The following is a 14,939-nucleotide window of genomic DNA, read 5'->3' as shown; positions in this document are numbered from 1 at the left end:
CGCCGCCGCCGCGCTGGCCGAGTACGACGCGCGCCACACCCAGGACGGCGACGGGGTGCACGGCGCGCGGGCGCTGGCCGCCGCGTACGCCGCCGCGCTGGCCGGCGCGCCGGCCGCCGGCTGTGTCGCCGCGGCGCTCGAACAGCTGTCGGCGGACACCGAGATCGGGCGCGCCGCCCGCCGCGCGATCCGGCTCGCGCGGCTCGCCGACGGGCCGCCCGGCCGCCCCGGTGCGGCGTTCGCGCTGGTGCCGGCGCTGGAGCACGAGATCGTCGACCACGTCTACAGCTACGGGATCGCCGCCGCCGACACCGTCCCCGTGGCGCTGGCGCTCGCCCTGGCGGCGGACGGGCGGATCGCCGAGGCGGTACCGGCCGCCGCCTGCCTCTCCCGGGTCGCCGACTCCGCGCCCGCGCTGGCCGGGGCGCTGACCGGGGCGCTCGGCGGTGCCGGCGCCCTCCCCCGCACCTGGCGCGACTCCTGCCGGGTGCTCGCCGGCTGCGCGCTGCCGCGGCTGGCCGGAACGGATCTGGTGGCGCTGGCCGGCCGGCTCGCCGCGAGTGCCGCACCGGCCGTACCGGACCCCGTACCGGCGGCCGTCCCGGACACCCACCCCGCCGCACCGCCCACCCCCACCGTGGAAGGACTCACCCGCCCATGACGGATACGACGGACACCACGCCCGCCACGGCCCCGGCGCCCGCCGCCCGGCAGACCGCGGATCCGGCCGCCGCGCCGGGCCCCCCGGAGCCCCCGGGCCCCCGGGCCGCGGACGCCGCGCCCGAGGTCGCGCCCCTGGAGGACCGGGCGACCGGTGCCCTGGTGGGGGCCGCGGTCGGCGATGCGCTGGGCGGGCCGGTCGAGGGCTGGACGCCGGAGCAGATCGTGGCCCGGCACGGCGGCCGGGTCGAGGGGATCGTCGGGCCGTTCCACGAGGACTGGCGCACCGCACGGCCGATCGCGCCGTACCACAAGGGCGACGGCCACGTCACCGACGACACCCTGATGACCCATGCCCTGGTCCGCGTCTACGAGACGGTGCGCGACCACCTCGACGCCTACGACATCGCCGACCACCTCGTCACGGACCTGATCAGCATCCCCCGCTGGATCCCCGAACTGGAGGCCGAGGCACTGCCGTTGCAGCGGATCTTCCTCGCCGAGAAGTGGATCGTGGCGCGGCTGCACTACGGGCACGCCGATCCGCGGGAGGCCGGCGTCGGCAACATCGTCAACTGCGGTGCGGCGATGTACATGGCGCCGGTCGGCATCGTCAACGCCGGCAACCCCGACCGGGCCTACGCCGAGGCGATCGACGTCTCCGGTGCCCACCAGGCCTCCTACGGGCGGGAGGCGGCGGGGGTCTTCGCCGCCGCGGTGGCCGCCGCGTTCCTGCCGGACGCCACCCCCGCCTCGGTCGTCGGGCATGCGCTGCGGCTGGCGAAGGACGGTACCCGCGCGGCGATCGAGGCCGTCTGCGACGTCGCCGCGCCGCACACCGACTACGAGTCCGCGCTGGTGCCGCTGCGGGCGGCGGTCGCGCCGTTCGACACCGTCGGCCCCGACTACCGCAACCCGTCGCTGGGCGCCCGCCGCCCCTCCCGGCTGCACGCCATCGAGGAACTCCCCATCGCCCTGGGCATGTTGCTGGTCGCCGACGGCGACTTCCGGGCCACCGTCCTCGGCTCGGTCAACTACGGCCGCGACTGCGACTCGATCGCCACGATGAGCGGTGCGCTGGCCGGTGCGCTGTCCGGCGCGTCCGCGGTGCCGGACGAGTGGAGCACCGAGGTCGCCCGCGCCAGCCGGCTCGATCTGCACGCACCGGCGACCGCGCTGGCCACCGTCGCCCGCGAGGTCTTCGCCCGCGACCAGGCCCGCAGCCTCCGGCACGAGCAGGCGTTCGGCGCGATCTCGGCTCGCGCGTTGCGGACGGAGGTGAGCGGCCGGTGACCGACGGCGGCGCGGGCGCGGCCCGCCCGCCCGGATCCGGGCCGGGGCTGCGGATCACCTGGGTGCAGCCCGAGGACCTGCTCGGGCACGAGCTGCGGCAGGCGGCCGAGGACGGGCGGGACGCGGCCGGGATCGCCCGCCGCTGGCGGGCGGCGGGCGGCGCGCCGGCCCCCGTACGGGCGGGCGCCTCCCTGGGCCCGGCGGACCCCGCGCTGCGCGCCCTCGCCGGCCGGCTGCTCGACGAACTCGCGCTGCTGCCCTGCCCGTCGGCCGCCGACGAGCCCACCGACCGGGACGCGATCGCGGAACTGTGCCCCCAACTGCCCTGTTCAGTTGACGAGTTGCCGCCGGAACCGCCGGAACTGACGGACCGGCTGGAAGCCGCCTGGCTCGGCCGCGCGGCCGGCTGCCTGCTCGGCAAGCCCGTGGAGAAACTGCCGCTCACCGGCATCCGGGAGATCGCCCGGTCGACCGGGAACTGGCCGCTGGCCTCGTGGTTCACCGGGAAGGGACTCGATCCGGCGGTGGCCGCCCGGCACCCGTGGAACCGCCGCAGCCGGGCCACCTCGCTCGCCGAGACCATCGACGGCATGCCCGAGGACGACGACCTCGACCACCCGCTGCTCGGCCTGCTCCTCCTCGAACGCCACGGCCCCGGCTTCACCACCGCCGATGTCGCGCGGCTGTGGCTGGACGAACTGCCCGCGGGCCGTACCTTCACCGCCGAGCGCATCGCCTACCGCAACCTCCTGGACGGCATCGAGCCGCCCGCGACCGCCTGCCACCGCAACCCCTTCCGGGAGTGGATCGGCGCCCGGATCCGGGCGGACATCCACGGCTGGACCCGGCCCGGCGACCCGGCGGGCGCCGCCGCCCAGGTCTGGCGGGACGCCACGCTCAGCCACACCGCGAACGGGGTCTACGACGCGATGTTCGTGGCCGCGGCGCTGGCCGCGGCGGGCGGCGGCAGCGACGTCCACGGCGCGCTGCGGGCCGGGCTCGCGGTGATCCCCCCGCGGTCCCGGCTCGCCGGGGCGGTGCGCTGCGGGATCGCCGCGGCACACGACGAGCCGACCGGCACGGCCGCCGGGTTCGCGACCGTCGTGGACCGGCTGCACGGCACCTACGGGCACCACCACTGGGTGCACGCGGTGCCGAACGCCGCGCTGCTGGCCGCCGCGCTCACCCACGCCGACGGGGACTTCACCGGCACCATCTGCCGTGCGGTGTCCGGCGGTTGGGACACCGACTCGAACGGGGCCACGGCCGGTTCGCTCGCCGGACTGCTCGCCGGCTCCCCCGCCGCGCTGCCCGCCCGCTGGACCGCGCCGCTGCGCAACCGGCTCGCCACCCACGTCGGCGGGCTGGACGGCATCGGCTTCGACACCCTCGCGCGCCGCACCGCCGCGCTCGCCGTACGCCACCGCTCCCCGCGGCACTCCCGCGGCCCCGCGCACCCGCACTCCCCCCGTCAGTCCCACCTACCAAAGGCCCCCGCAGCATGACCGACCCGTTCCTCGCCGACGGCGCGTCCGGGCCCGCCCCGGCCACCGCCGCGCCCGGCCCCGGCCCGCTGGCCGGGCTGCGGGTGCTCGACCTCGCCACCCTGTTCGCCGGTCCGCTCGCCGCCACCCTGCTCGGGGACTTCGGTGCCGAGGTGATCAAGATCGAGCATCCGCGCCGGCCCGACCCGTCGCGCGGCCACGGCCCCGCCAAGGACGGCGTCGGACTGTGGTGGAAGCTGCTCGGCCGCAACAAGCGCACCATGACGCTCGACCTGTCCCGGCCCGGCGGGCGCGACGTGCTGCTCCGGCTCGCCGCCGGCGCCGATGTCGTCATCGAGAACTTCCGCCCCGGCACGCTGGAGAAATGGGGCCTGGGCTGGGCGGAGCTGTCCGCCGCCAACCCGCGGCTGGTGCTCGCCCGGGTCACCGGCTTCGGCCAGTTCGGGCCGTACGCCCACCGCCCCGGATTCGGCACCCTCGCCGAGGCGATGAGCGGATTCGCCGCGCTCACCGGCGAGCCGGACGGCCCGCCGACCCTGCCGCCGTTCGGCCTCGCCGACGCGATCGCCGCGCTGACCACGTCGTACGCCGTGATGGCCGCGCTGCGCGGACGGGACGCCACCGGCCGCGGCCAGGTCGTCGACCTGGCGATCATCGAGCCGATGCTGACCGTCCTCGGCCCGCAGCCCCTCTGGTACGACCAGCTCGGCCACGTCCAGCCGCGCACCGGCAACCGCTCCGCCAACAACGCGCCGCGCAACACCTACCGCACCGCCGACGGCTCCTGGGTCGCGGTCTCCACCTCCGCCCAGTCCGTCGCCGAGCGGGTGCTGCGGCTGGTCGGCCGGCCCGAACTCACCGACGAGCCCTGGTTCGCGACCGGTGCCGGGCGGGCCCGGCACGCCGACGAGCTGGACGCCGCGGTCGGCGGCTGGATCGCCCGGCACGACCGGGCCGAGGTGCTGGCCGCCTTCGAGAAGGCGGAGGCGGCCGTCGCCCCCGTCTACGACATCCGCGATGTGCTGGCGGACCCGCAGTACCGGGCACTCGGCACGCTCACCGAGATCCCCGACGACGAACTCGGCACCGTGCGGATGCAGAACGTCCTCTTCCGGCTGTCCGGGACGCCAGGCGCCATCCGCTGGGCGGGCCGCCCGCACGGCGCGGACACCGACGAGGTGCTGACCGGCCTCGGCATGACCGCGCCGGAGATCGCCGAACTGCGCGCGGCGGGCGCGCTGTGAGGCCGCCGGACCCCGGTGTCCCTCCCCTGACCTGGCTGTACGCGCCCGGTGACCGCCCGGACCTGGTCGCCGGGGCGCTCGGTTCCGGGGCCGGCGTGATCATCGTCGACCTGGAGGACGCGGTCGCCCCGGACCGCAAGGACTACGCGCTGGGCGCCACGGCCGAGCTGCTGAGCGACCCCGCGCCCGGCCCGGCCCCGGTGCACGTCCGGGTCAACGGCCTGGACGGCCCGCGGGCCGCGGCCGAGATCCGCACCCTGTCCGGGCTGCCGGGGCTCGCCGGGCTGCGGCTGCCCAAGGTGCACGGTCCGGCGGATGTCCGGCGGGCGGCGGCCTGGGCGAGGGGCCCGGCGCGGTCCGTGAAACCGGCCGCGGCGGCATCCGGGCGGGCCGCCCCGCCCGGCGCCACCGCCACCCTCACCCCGCCGGCCACCGCCGCGCCGCGCGTCCCCGCGCTGTACCCCCTGCTCGAATCCGCGCGCGGCGTCGAGCACGCCTACGCCATCGCCACCGCGCACCCGGCGGTGCGCGGGATCGCGCTCGGCGAGGCCGATCTCCGCGCCGAACTGGGGCTGCGGGACGAGGCGGGGCTGGCCTGGCCGCGCGGCCGGGCGGTGGTCGCGGCCCGCGCGGCGGGTCTGGTGCCGCCGCCGCAGTCGGTGCATCCGGACGTCCGTGATCTCGACGGGCTGGCGCGCTCCTGCGCACGGGGCCGGGCGCTGGGGTTCCTGGGCCGGGCCGCGATCCACCCCCGCCAGCTGCCGGTCATCGAGGCGGCCTACCGCCCGACGCCGGAGGAGACCGAGGCGGCGGCGGAGATCGTCCGGGCCGCCGCGGCCCAGCCGGGGGCGCTGGCGCTCACGGACGGCCGGTTCGTGGACCCGGCCGTGGTGGCCGGCGCGCGGCGGGTGCTGGCACTGGCCGGGCAGACTGCACAGCGCCGGGCCGACCCGGTGTGACCGAGTCCGCCCGGCGCTGCGACCGTCCGACCGTCCCGCCTTGCCGGTGGGCCCGACCTGCTGGCGGGTCCGACCGGCGGCATCACGTCACACGTCAGGACTTCTTGGTACCGCTGCCGCTCCCGGCAGGCTTGGCGGAGTCCCCCGCCGCCCCCTCGACGCCGTCGTCCGCGCCGTCGCCCGCCTCCGTGCCACCCGTGCCGGGCCCGGCGCCGTCGGCGTCGCCGGCACTCTCGGCGTCGCCAGCACTCTTGGAGTCGTCGGCGCTCTTCGAGCCGTCAGCACTCTTCGAGTCGTCAGCGCCCTCAGCGTTCTCGGACTCCTTGCTGCGCTCCGCGCCGGCCTCCGCCGACCCCTCGCCCGCGGTGGCCTCCTCGCCCTCCGCGAGCTGTGCGCCCGGCTCGACGACCTCCTCGCGGCCCGGGGCCTTCCTGGCCGAGATCACCAGGTAGGCGACGGCCAGCAGGAAGACGATCCCCGAGGTCCAGTCGTTCAGCCGCAGGCCCAGGATGTGGTGCGCCTCGTCGACGCGCAGGTACTCGATCCAGGCGCGGCCCACGCAGTAGGCGGCGACGTACAGCGCGAAGACACGGCCGTGACCGAGCCGGAAGCGCTTGTCCGCCCAGATCACCAGCGCCGCGACGCCGATGCACCACAGGGACTCGTAGAGGAACGTCGGGTGGTAGGTGCCGCCGACGCGTCCGATGGCCGGGTCGGAGCTGATCTCCAGCGCCCAGGGGACATCGGTCGGCTTGCCGTACAGCTCCTGGTTGAACCAGTTGCCCCAGCGGCCGATCGCCTGGCCCAGGGCGAGGCCCGGCGCCAGCGCGTCGGCGTACGCGGGCATCGGGATGCCGCGGCGGCGGCAGCCGATCCAGGCGCCGACCGCGCCGAGGGCGACGGCGCCCCAGATGCCGAGGCCGCCCTGCCACACCTTGAAGGCGTCGAGGGGATGGCCGTTCTTGCCGAAGTACGGCTCGTACGTCGTGATGACGTGGTAGAGACGGCCACCCACAAGTCCGAAGGGCACGGCCCATACGGCGATGTCGGCGACGGTGCCGGAGCGGCCACCGCGCTGCACCCAGCGCTTGTTGCCGAGCCAGACGCCGACGAACACGCCGATGATGATGCAGAACGCGTAGCCGCGCAGCGGGATCGGGCCGAGGTGGACGACACCGGTCGACGGGCTGGGAATGAATGCGAGGTCCATGGCAGGGTCGACGCTACCGCGCCGGACAGGGTTGACGGCAACCTGCCCGGCTACGGCTGCGTAACGGCCCCGCCGGGGCAGCGGCCCGTACGCGCCGCCCCGCCCGGGCTCCGCCCTAGCTCGTGCCGGGCTGCTTGCCCTTGTTCGCTTCCTGGACCATCTGCTTCAGGTGCGCGGGGGTGACCTGGCCGTTCTTCTCGTCGGCGAGGTCCTTGCCGTTGAGCAGGACGGTCGGGGTGCCGCGGAATCCGGCCTCGGTGAAGGCGGCGTGGGACTTCTTCACGAAGCCGTTGTACGTGCCGTCGTTCACGCACTTGGTGAACCGGGGGGTGACCAGTCCCTGGACCTTGCCGGCCAGCTGGATCAGGTACTTCTTGTCGCTGAACCGGTCCTGCTGCTCCGGCGGCTGGTGGGAGTAGAGCACGTCGTGGAAGTCGCGGAACTTGGCCGCGTCCTGGGCGCAGAGGGCGGCGTTGGCGGCGGTCAGCGAGCCCTTGCCGCCGGCGTTGCCGTCGATGAGGGTGGCGAGGTGGTACTCGGTCCTGAGCTGGCCGGAGTCCTCCAGTTCATGGATCACCGGGCGGAAGCCGGTCTCGAACTGCTGGCAGGCGGGGCAGCGGAAGTCCTCCCAGACGACGAGGGTGGAGCGGGCCTTGGCCGCGCCCACGGGGATCGCGGGTTTGTCGCCGTCGCTGGCCTGCTTCGGGAGCACGATCTCGTTGTCGGCGACGCTGCCGGACCCGCCGCCGGAGGAGACCCAGACCGCGATGCCGCCGGCCACCGCCAGCACCGCGACCACCGATCCGGCGACGATCGCCTGGCGGATCCGCCGGGTGCGGGACTTCTCCTTGGCACGCTGGGCCTGTAGCCGCTCGCGGGCGCTGCTCGTTTTGTCATGGTTCTGGCTCACGCCCCTGGACAACGAAACGGAGGGGTGCAGCCGCACCCCTCCGCCCCGATGTTCGCCCCATCGGGGGACCTTCCCCCTCGGGCGAGCCGGTCCTAGCCGCTCCGGCGGACGCCCTCGCCCAGCCGTCCCGCCAGGGTGCGGACCGCCGCGAGTCCGGCGTCGAGGTCGCCGTCCGCGGCCAGCAGGCACTTGACGAAGGCCGAGCCGACGATCACCCCGTCCGCGAACCGGGCCACCTCGGCGGCCTGTTCGGCGTTGGAGACGCCCAGCCCCACGCAGACGGGGAGGCCGCTACGGGCAGCAGGGGTGGCGCGGGTGCGGGCCACCAGGTCCTCGGCCTCGCGGCCGACGGACTCGCGGGTGCCGGTGACGCCCATGAGGGAGGCGGCGTAGACGAAGCCGCTGCCGGCCGCGGTGATCTTGGCGAGCCGCTCGTCCCGGCTGCTCGGGGCGACCACGAAGACGGTGGCCAGCCCGTGCTGCTCGGCGGCCTTGCGCCACACCTCGGACTCCTCGACCGGCAGGTCCGGCAGGATGCAGCCGGCGCCGCCGGCCTCGGCGAGATCGGCGGCGAACCGCTCGACGCCGTAGCGGTCGACGGGGTTCCAGTACGTCATGCAGAGCACCGGCGCTCCGGTGGCGGCGTGCACCTCGCGGACCGTGCGGATCACGTCGACGATCCTGATGCCGCCGCGCAGCGCGATGTCGTCGGCGGTCTGGATGACCGGGCCGTCCAGGACCGGGTCGCTGTGCGGGAGGCCGACCTCGACGATGTCGCAGCCGCCGTCCAGCATCTCGGTCATCGCCCGGATACCGCCGTCGACGGTGGGGAAGCCGGCCGGGAGGTAGCCGACGAGGGCCGCCCGGTCCTCCTTGCGGGCCTGGGCCAGCACGGACGTCAGCAGTTCGATGTTGCCTGCCATCACTTCTCCCCCTGACCGGCCCGGGCGGCCTCGGCAGCCTCGTGCTCGTTGTCGTACAGCCCGAAGTAGCGGGCGGCGGTGTCCATGTCCTTGTCGCCGCGGCCGGAGAGGTTCACCAGCAGCAGCCCGTCGGGGCCCAGTTCGCGGCCGATGTCCAGGGCGCCGGCCAGCGCGTGGGCACTCTCGATGGCCGGGATGATGCCCTCGGTCCGCGACAGCAGCCGCAGTGCCTGCATCGCCGCGTCGTCGGTGACCGCGCGGTACTCGGCGCGGCCGGAGTCCTTGAGGTAGGCGTGCTCGGGGCCGATGCCCGGGTAGTCCAGGCCGGCGGAGATCGAGTACGGCTCGGTGATCTGGCCGTCCTCGTCCTGGAGGACGTACGAGCGCGAGCCGTGCAGGATGCCGGGGGTGCCCTCGGTGAGGGTGGCGGCGTGCTCGCCGGTCTCGATGCCGTGGCCGCCCGGCTCGCAGCCGATCAGCCGGACGTCCCGGTCGGACAGGAAGGCGTGGAACAGGCCGATGGCGTTGGAGCCGCCGCCGACGCAGGCCACGGCGGCGTCCGGGAGCCGGCCGGCGCGCTCCAGGATCTGGCGGCGGGCCTCGACGCCGATGACCCGGTGGAAGTCACGGACCAGGGCCGGGAAGGGGTGCGGTCCGGCGACCGTGCCGAAGAGGTAGTGGGTGCGGTCGACGTTGGCGACCCAGTCGCGGAACGCCTCGTTGATGGCGTCCTTGAGGGTGCGGCTGCCGGACTTCACGGAGATGACCTCGGCGCCGAGCATCCGCATCCGGGCGACGTTGAGCGCCTGCCGCTTGGTGTCGATCTCGCCCATGTAGATGGTGCATTCGAGGCCGAAGAGCGCGCAGGCGGTGGCGGTGGCGACGCCGTGCTGGCCGGCGCCGGTCTCGGCGATGACCCGGGTCTTGCCCATCCGCTTGGTGAGCAGCGCCTGGCCCAGCACGTTGTTGATCTTGTGTGAGCCGGTGTGGTTGAGGTCCTCGCGCTTGAGGAACACCCGGGCCCCGCCGGCGTGTTCGCCGAACCGCGGCACCTCGGTGAGCGCGCTGGGGCGCCCGGTGTAGTTGACCATCAGGTCGTCGAGCTCGGCGGCGAAGGCGGGGTCCGCCTTGGCCTTCTCGTACTCGGCGGCGACCTCGTCGACCGCGGCGACCAGCGCCTCGGGGATGAACTTGCCGCCGAAGGCGCCGAAGTAGCCATCGGGGCCGGGGACTTGGCCCTCGGTGTCGGGAAGGAAGAAACGAGAACTGTCGGAGGACATCAGACGCACTCCTAGACCGGGGCAACCGCCCCGGAAGTCCGGTTATGTCGGGATAGCAGCATCACGGCTCATGGCACGCGCCGATGCGTACGCCGCGGGTGGGGGCGACGCGTCAGCGCGCGGACCCCGGTCGCCATCGCATCCCGTTGATCTGACCCGGTTCGGAGCCGATGTGATATCTGACCCGGCGTCCGCGGACCCGCCGTGCGGGGGCCCGGCAGCCGCGGTGCCACGAGGGCAGCGCGATGGGGGACCCCCCGCTCGAACGCCGCCGAGAGTGGGGGAGCTTGGCCTCGGGACGGCGGCGGACGGCGGGCATGTCGGTGTTCCCTGTCTCTTCGGTGCGGCCGGGCCGGCCGGTCAGTCCCGGCCGTGCCGGATCGCCGGGTGGGAGCCCGCCGCCACCAGGTCGGCGACCGCGGTCCTGGGGTCCTTGCCGGTGACCAGCGACTCGCCCACCAGGACGGCGTCGGCGCCCTCGTTGGCGTACGCGATCAGGTCGTGCGGCCCGCGCACCCCGGACTCGGCGACCTTGACGATGTGGTCGGGGATCTCGGGGGCGACCCGGGCGAAGGTGTTGCGGTCGACCTCAAGCGTCTTCAGGTTGCGGGCGTTGACCCCGATGATCCGGGCGCCGGCGTCCACCGCGCGGGCGACCTCTTCCTCGTCGTGCACCTCGACCAGCGGCGTCAGCCCGATCGACTCGGCCCGCTCGATGAGCGAGACCAGCGCCTCCTGCTCCAGCGCGGCGACGATCAGCAGCACCAGGTCGGCACCGTAGGCGCGGGCCTCCCACAGCTGGTAGGCGGTGACGATGAAGTCCTTGCGCAGGACCGGGATGTCGACCTTGGCGCGGACCGCCTCCAGGTCGGCCAGCGAGCCTCCGAACCGGCGCTGCTCGGTGAGGACGGAGATGACCGCGGCACCGCCCGCTTCGTAGTCGGCGGCCAGGCCCGCGGGGTCGGCGATCGCGGCGAGCGCGCCCTTGGACGGGCTGGAGCGCTTGACCTCGCAGATCACCGTGACGCTCTCGCCCTTGAGGGCGGCGACACCGTCCTTGGCCGGGCGCGCCTTGCGGGCCCGCTCCTTGAGCTCGTCGAGGCTGACGCGCGCCTGCCGCTCTGCGAGGTCGGCGCGGACTCCGTCGATGATCTCATCGAGCACGCTCACGCGAGCGGCCTCCTTCTTGAACGGTGGAGGTGGACAGTGACCTGTGGGACGGACCACTGTCCCAGCCGGTTCTCTGATGGTATCCGCCGCGGGGGGCAGGTCCCGCATCCGGTGGACCGTGGTCCCACTACCTGGACATCTCCAGGATTCGCGGGGGTTTGTCCGGATGTCCGGTTCATGGGTGCAGCCCGGCGCCGAAGGGCAGATTGCGGACCGCGGTGAAGGCCAGCAGCAGCCCGCCCAGCGCCCACCAGTGGACGGGGCGCGGGCGCGGCCCGGCCGTCCGGCGTCCGCGTGCGGCGCGGGTGAGCCAGACCAGCCAGAAGAGTGCGAAGGCGGCGTAGCCGGCCACCGCGAGGGCATTGGCCCCCAGGGCCGCGGTGAGGTCGCCGTGCGCGACGGCGTAGGCGCTGCGCAGGCCCCCGCAGGCCGGGCAGTAGATGCCGGTGAGGTGGAGCAGCGGGCAGACCGGGTAGTGACCGGGCTCGTTGGGGTCGACGGCGCCGACCAGGGCGAAGGCGGCACAGACCGCCGTGAGGGTGGCCGCCGGCGCGGCAAGACGGCGCAGCGGGCCACGGAATCCGTCCGACCGCGCCGGGACCACGGGATCGCTCACGGTGCCGATGCTGCTACCGAACGCGCGAAGGCGCAGCTTCTGGGCCGCCAAACGGGGCGGGCACGGACGGCCGGTACGCCACGTGCGGGCGTACGGGCCGGGAAGCGGCGCCTTCGGGGTGTGTCGAGCGGGAGGCTCAGCCTTCCTGCGGCTGCGCCTTGGCCAGCGGCTTCGCCGCGCGCTTGGGCTCCTGGCCGAGGCCGGCCGCGCGCATCAGGCCACCCACCACGGCACCGGCGCCGATGAGCACCATGCCGGCCCAGAAGCCGGGCACGTTCGCCATCACGATGAAGGCTCCCGCGACGCAGAAGCCGATGAACGAGATGATGACGCCGGTCCAGGCGGCGGGGGTGTGTCCGTGGCCACTGCTCGACATTGAGTGCTCCTCGTTACTCGGTCGCGCCGGGGTACGGGCGCGGGAATCTCGTCGTCCATTGTCACCGATGGCGCGCGGACCACTTTTACCGGGTGGGGTCCTCGCCGCGGTCCAGGGACTTCCAGATCTCCTCCGGGCGGTCCAGGTCCGGCGGCGCGGGGGCGCGCCGCGGACCGCGGGCGCCGCCGGGGGTGCGCTCGTAACGGCCCGACATCGCGGGCCAGTAGCGCCCGAAGACCAGGGCCAGTACGCCGGCGAGCAGCAGCAGCAGACCGCCACAGGCGCCCACCCACGGCCAGACGGTGTGCGTGACGTGATGCACATCGGCGCCGGCCATCCCGACCGCGTCGGACGCCTTCTCGCGGAGCGCGGAGGTGTCGGAGTTGCCGAGTGCCGCGGCGACGGCGACGCCCAGGCCGCTGAGCGCCAGCAGCGCGGCGACCGCGATCCGGCCGGCCCGGCGGACCGCGAAGACGGCGACCAGGGCGGCCAGCCCGACCACCGCCAGCGCGCCGGGCACGCCGGTGACATCGGCGCCGGTGACGGTGCGCGGCAGCTCGCCCTGGGCCAGCACCGCGTTGCCCTGCGCCCAGGTGCGGCCGGACGCCAGCAGCGCCAGGCCCGCGCCGGAGGCCCCGAGGAGCAGCGCGAGGGCGAGGCTGCGCATCGCGCTGCGCGCGGGCCGGGCGGGCGCGGTCGCGGGCCCGGCGCCGGAATCGCCTTCGGGCCGGCCTTCGGGCTCGCCTTCGGGCTGGGCGTCGGGCTCGGCGTCGGTACGGGACTGGGGTGCGGCACTCACGCGTACCACTATCGCCTACCGGCCTGTGCGGCCCGTCGCGCGGGGGTGCGGCGGGTCAGGTGCCCAGGTGGTTGGCGGTGTGCACGGCGCGCAGCACGGCCGCGGCCTTGTTGCGGCACTCGGTGTCCTCGGCGACCGGGTCGGAGTCGGCGACGATGCCGGCGCCGGCCTGGACGTAGGCGGTGCCGTCCCGCAGCAGGGCGGTGCGGATCGCGATGGCGGTGTCGGAGTCGCCGGCGAAGTCGAGGTAGCCGACGCAGCCGCCGTAGAGCCCGCGCCGGGTCGGCTCCAGCTCCTCGATGATCTGCATGGCGCGCGGCTTGGGGGCGCCGGAGAGGGTGCCGGCGGGGAAGCAGGCGGTGAGCACATCGAAGGCCGTGCGGCCCTCGGCGACCGTGCCGGTCACCGTCGAGACGATGTGCATGACGTGGCTGTAGCGCTCGACGGACATGAAGTCGACGACCTCGACGCTGCCCGGCTCGCAGACCCGGCCCAGGTCGTTGCGGCCCAGGTCGACCAGCATCAGGTGCTCGGCCCGCTCCTTGGGGTCGGCCATCAGCTCGTCGGCCAGCGCCTGGTCCTCCTGGACGGTGGCGCCGCGCGGGCGGGTGCCGGCGATCGGGTGCACCATCGCCCGGCCGTCCTCGACCTTCACCAGCGCCTCCGGGCTGGAGCCGACCACGTCGAAGGAACTGCCGTCCGGGCCGTTGCCGTCCTCGAAGCGGAAGAGGTACATGTACGGGCTGGGGTTGGTCGCCCGCAGCACCCGGTAGACGTCCAACGCGCTTGCCGTGCACGGGGTTTCGAAGCGCTGGGAGGGCACCACCTGGAAGGCCTCGCCGGCCCGGATGCGCTCCTTGACGTCCTCGACGGCGGCCATGAACGCCTCGCCGCCCCACTTGGCGGTGTACGGGGGCACCGCGGACGGCGGCAGCGCGGCGGCGCTCGCGGGGGCGGGGCGGGCGAGGTCGTCGGCCATGGTGTCCAGGCGGGCCACCGCGTCCGCGTACGCCTCGTCGACGCCGGTCTCCCGGTCGTTGTGGTTGATCGCGTTGGCGATCAACAGGACCGTGCCGCTCCAGTGGTCGAAGACCGCGAGGTCGGAGGTGAGGAGCATGGTCAGCTCGGGCAGCCGGAGGTCGTCGGTGGTGGAGTCGCCGATCCGCTCCAGGTGGCGCACCACGTCGTAGCCGAGGTAGCCGACCATGCCGCCGGTGAACGGGGGCAGCCCCGCGTCCTCGATGAGGTCCCGCGGGGTGTGCAGGGCCTCGACGGTGGCGCGCAGCGCGGCGAGCGGGTCGCCGCCGGTGGGCACGCCGACCGGCGGGGCGCCCAGCCAGTGCGCCTGCCCGTTGCGGGCGGTCAGCGTCGCGGCGCTGCGGACGCCGATGAACGAGTACCGCGACCACGTACGGCCGTTCTCGGCGGATTCGAGGAGGAAGGTGCCGGGGCGCTCGGCGGCGAGCTTGCGGTAGAGCCCGACCGGGGTGTCGCCGTCCGCCAGCAGGCGCCGGGTGACGGGGATGACCCGCCGGTCCTTGGCGAGGGTGCGGAAGGTGTCGAGGTCCGGATTGGCGGTGCCGGTGGTTCCCGTGGTCATGGGAGCGGAGCCTACTGGTCGCCGGCCGGCTCGCTCGCCAGTACGTCGGCGTCGAAGCAGGTGCGGTCGCCGGTGTGGCAGGCCGCGCCGACCTGGTCGACCTTGACCAGCACGGTGTCGGCATCGCAGTCCAGGGCCACGGACTTGACGTACTGGACGTGACCGGAGGTGTCGCCCTTGACCCAGTACTCCCGGCGGCTGCGGGACCAGTACGTGCAGCGGCCGGTGGTGAGCGTGCGGTGCAGCGCCTCGTCGTCCATCCAGCCGAGCATCAGCACCTCGCCGGTGTCGTACTGCTGGGCGATGGCGGGGACCAGGCCGTCGGCACCGCGCTTGAGGCGGGCGGCGATGGCGGGATCCAGGGCGGGTGTGGCGGGAGAAGAGGGGGAGGGTG

16 protein-coding genes are annotated in these 14,939 nt (G+C 74.8%); 5 read left to right on the top strand and 11 right to left on the bottom strand.

Translation table 11 applies throughout. The features are described from left to right. The 5 genes from IEZ17_RS42910 to IEZ17_RS27665 all read left to right on the top strand — a co-directional run. A partial coding sequence (locus tag IEZ17_RS42910; protein ID WP_229852707.1) for an ADP-ribosylglycohydrolase family protein occupies positions 1–661 on the top strand: 661 nt, incomplete at its 5' end. Then, a complete protein-coding gene (locus IEZ17_RS27680; protein ID WP_189304753.1) occupies positions 658–1,953 on the top strand; it encodes an ADP-ribosylglycohydrolase family protein in 1,296 nt (431 codons plus the stop codon). The genes IEZ17_RS42910 and IEZ17_RS27680, both read left to right, overlap by 4 nt. Next, positions 1,950–3,458 (top strand): ADP-ribosylglycohydrolase family protein, encoded by a 1,509-nt coding sequence (locus IEZ17_RS27675; RefSeq protein WP_229852706.1) that lies wholly within the window; start codon positions 1,950–1,952, stop codon positions 3,456–3,458. The genes IEZ17_RS27680 and IEZ17_RS27675 overlap by 4 nt, the downstream gene beginning before the upstream one ends. After that, positions 3,455–4,702: a CaiB/BaiF CoA transferase family protein gene (locus IEZ17_RS27670; RefSeq protein ID WP_189304751.1), complete on the top strand. Its 1,248-nt coding sequence runs from the start codon at positions 3,455–3,457 to the stop codon at positions 4,700–4,702. The genes IEZ17_RS27675 and IEZ17_RS27670 overlap by 4 nt, the downstream gene beginning before the upstream one ends. Next, positions 4,699–5,661 (top strand): HpcH/HpaI aldolase/citrate lyase family protein, encoded by a 963-nt coding sequence (locus tag IEZ17_RS27665; RefSeq protein WP_189304749.1) that lies wholly within the window; start codon positions 4,699–4,701, stop codon positions 5,659–5,661. The genes IEZ17_RS27670 and IEZ17_RS27665 overlap by 4 nt, the downstream gene beginning before the upstream one ends. Positions 5,662–5,755: 94 nt before the next feature. Here IEZ17_RS27665 and lgt read toward each other — a convergent pair whose 3' ends face one another. From lgt to hisI, 11 genes are all read right to left on the bottom strand, one after another. Beyond that, the gene (lgt, locus tag IEZ17_RS27660; RefSeq protein WP_189304747.1) at positions 5,756–6,871 is read right to left on the bottom strand and encodes a prolipoprotein diacylglyceryl transferase; all 1,116 of its coding nucleotides are present in this window, start codon (positions 6,869–6,871) and stop codon (positions 5,756–5,758) included. 115 nt (positions 6,872–6,986) lie between these two features. Then, on the bottom strand, positions 6,987–7,781 hold the full coding sequence (locus IEZ17_RS27655; RefSeq protein WP_189304745.1) for a DsbA family protein: 795 nt from the start codon (positions 7,779–7,781) through the stop codon (positions 6,987–6,989). A 92-nt stretch (positions 7,782–7,873) separates the two neighbouring features. After that, positions 7,874–8,704 (bottom strand): tryptophan synthase subunit alpha, encoded by an 831-nt coding sequence (gene trpA, locus IEZ17_RS27650; protein ID WP_189304743.1) that lies wholly within the window; start codon positions 8,702–8,704, stop codon positions 7,874–7,876. Further along, on the bottom strand, positions 8,704–9,984 hold the full coding sequence (trpB, locus tag IEZ17_RS27645) for a tryptophan synthase subunit beta (RefSeq protein WP_189304741.1): 1,281 nt from the start codon (positions 9,982–9,984) through the stop codon (positions 8,704–8,706). Before trpB ends, trpA begins: the two co-directional genes overlap by 1 nt. A gap of 112 nt (positions 9,985–10,096) precedes the next feature. Continuing rightward, the gene (trpM, locus tag IEZ17_RS44595; protein ID WP_373299957.1) at positions 10,097–10,303 is read right to left on the bottom strand and encodes a tryptophan biosynthesis modulator TrpM; all 207 of its coding nucleotides are present in this window, start codon (positions 10,301–10,303) and stop codon (positions 10,097–10,099) included. 41 nt (positions 10,304–10,344) lie between these two features. Next, positions 10,345–11,154: an indole-3-glycerol phosphate synthase TrpC gene (trpC, locus tag IEZ17_RS27640; RefSeq protein WP_189304739.1), complete on the bottom strand. Its 810-nt coding sequence runs from the start codon at positions 11,152–11,154 to the stop codon at positions 10,345–10,347. 175 nt (positions 11,155–11,329) lie between these two features. After that, positions 11,330–11,770, bottom strand: a complete 441-nt coding sequence (locus IEZ17_RS27635; protein WP_189304737.1) for a DUF2752 domain-containing protein — start codon at positions 11,768–11,770, stop codon at positions 11,330–11,332. A 136-nt stretch (positions 11,771–11,906) separates the two neighbouring features. Next, entirely contained in the window at positions 11,907–12,146 is a 240-nt protein-coding gene (locus IEZ17_RS27630; RefSeq protein WP_189304736.1) for an HGxxPAAW family protein, read from the bottom strand. Between the two features lie 85 nt (positions 12,147–12,231). After that, positions 12,232–12,945, bottom strand: a complete 714-nt coding sequence (locus IEZ17_RS27625) for a TIGR02234 family membrane protein (RefSeq protein WP_373299956.1) — start codon at positions 12,943–12,945, stop codon at positions 12,232–12,234. 55 nt (positions 12,946–13,000) lie between these two features. Further along, positions 13,001–14,545 carry an anthranilate synthase component I gene (locus IEZ17_RS27620; RefSeq protein ID WP_189304734.1) on the bottom strand — a complete coding sequence of 515 codons (1,545 nt, stop codon included), beginning with the start codon at positions 14,543–14,545 and terminating at the stop codon, positions 13,001–13,003. Positions 14,546–14,556: 11 nt separating this feature from the next. Further along, the coding region (gene hisI / locus IEZ17_RS27615) for a phosphoribosyl-AMP cyclohydrolase (RefSeq protein WP_373299955.1) at positions 14,557–14,939 on the bottom strand (383 nt) is incomplete at its 5' end.

The organism is Streptomyces albospinus (genome assembly GCF_014648695.1).
GTDB classification, from domain to species: Bacteria; Actinomycetota; Actinomycetes; order Streptomycetales; family Streptomycetaceae; genus Streptomyces; species Streptomyces albospinus.
This window is presented reverse-complemented; position numbering and strand designations above follow the sequence as displayed.

Excerpts from the sequence above, each read along its gene's own strand:
- IEZ17_RS27680 (WP_189304753.1), top strand. The coding sequence starts at position 658 with ATGACGGATACGACGGACACCACGCCCGCCACGGCCCCGGCGCCCGCC.
- IEZ17_RS27670 (WP_189304751.1), top strand. The coding sequence starts at position 3,455 with ATGACCGACCCGTTCCTCGCCGACGGCGCGTCCGGGCCCGCCCCGGCC.
- lgt (WP_189304747.1), bottom strand. The coding sequence starts at position 6,871 with ATGGACCTCGCATTCATTCCCAGCCCGTCGACCGGTGTCGTCCACCTC.
- trpA (WP_189304743.1), bottom strand. The coding sequence starts at position 8,704 with ATGGCAGGCAACATCGAACTGCTGACGTCCGTGCTGGCCCAGGCCCGC.
- trpB (WP_189304741.1), bottom strand. The coding sequence starts at position 9,984 with ATGTCCTCCGACAGTTCTCGTTTCTTCCTTCCCGACACCGAGGGCCAA.
- trpM (WP_373299957.1), bottom strand. The coding sequence starts at position 10,303 with ATGCCCGCCGTCCGCCGCCGTCCCGAGGCCAAGCTCCCCCACTCTCGG.
- IEZ17_RS27630 (WP_189304736.1), bottom strand. The coding sequence starts at position 12,146 with ATGTCGAGCAGTGGCCACGGACACACCCCCGCCGCCTGGACCGGCGTC.
- IEZ17_RS27620 (WP_189304734.1), bottom strand. The coding sequence starts at position 14,545 with ATGACCACGGGAACCACCGGCACCGCCAATCCGGACCTCGACACCTTC.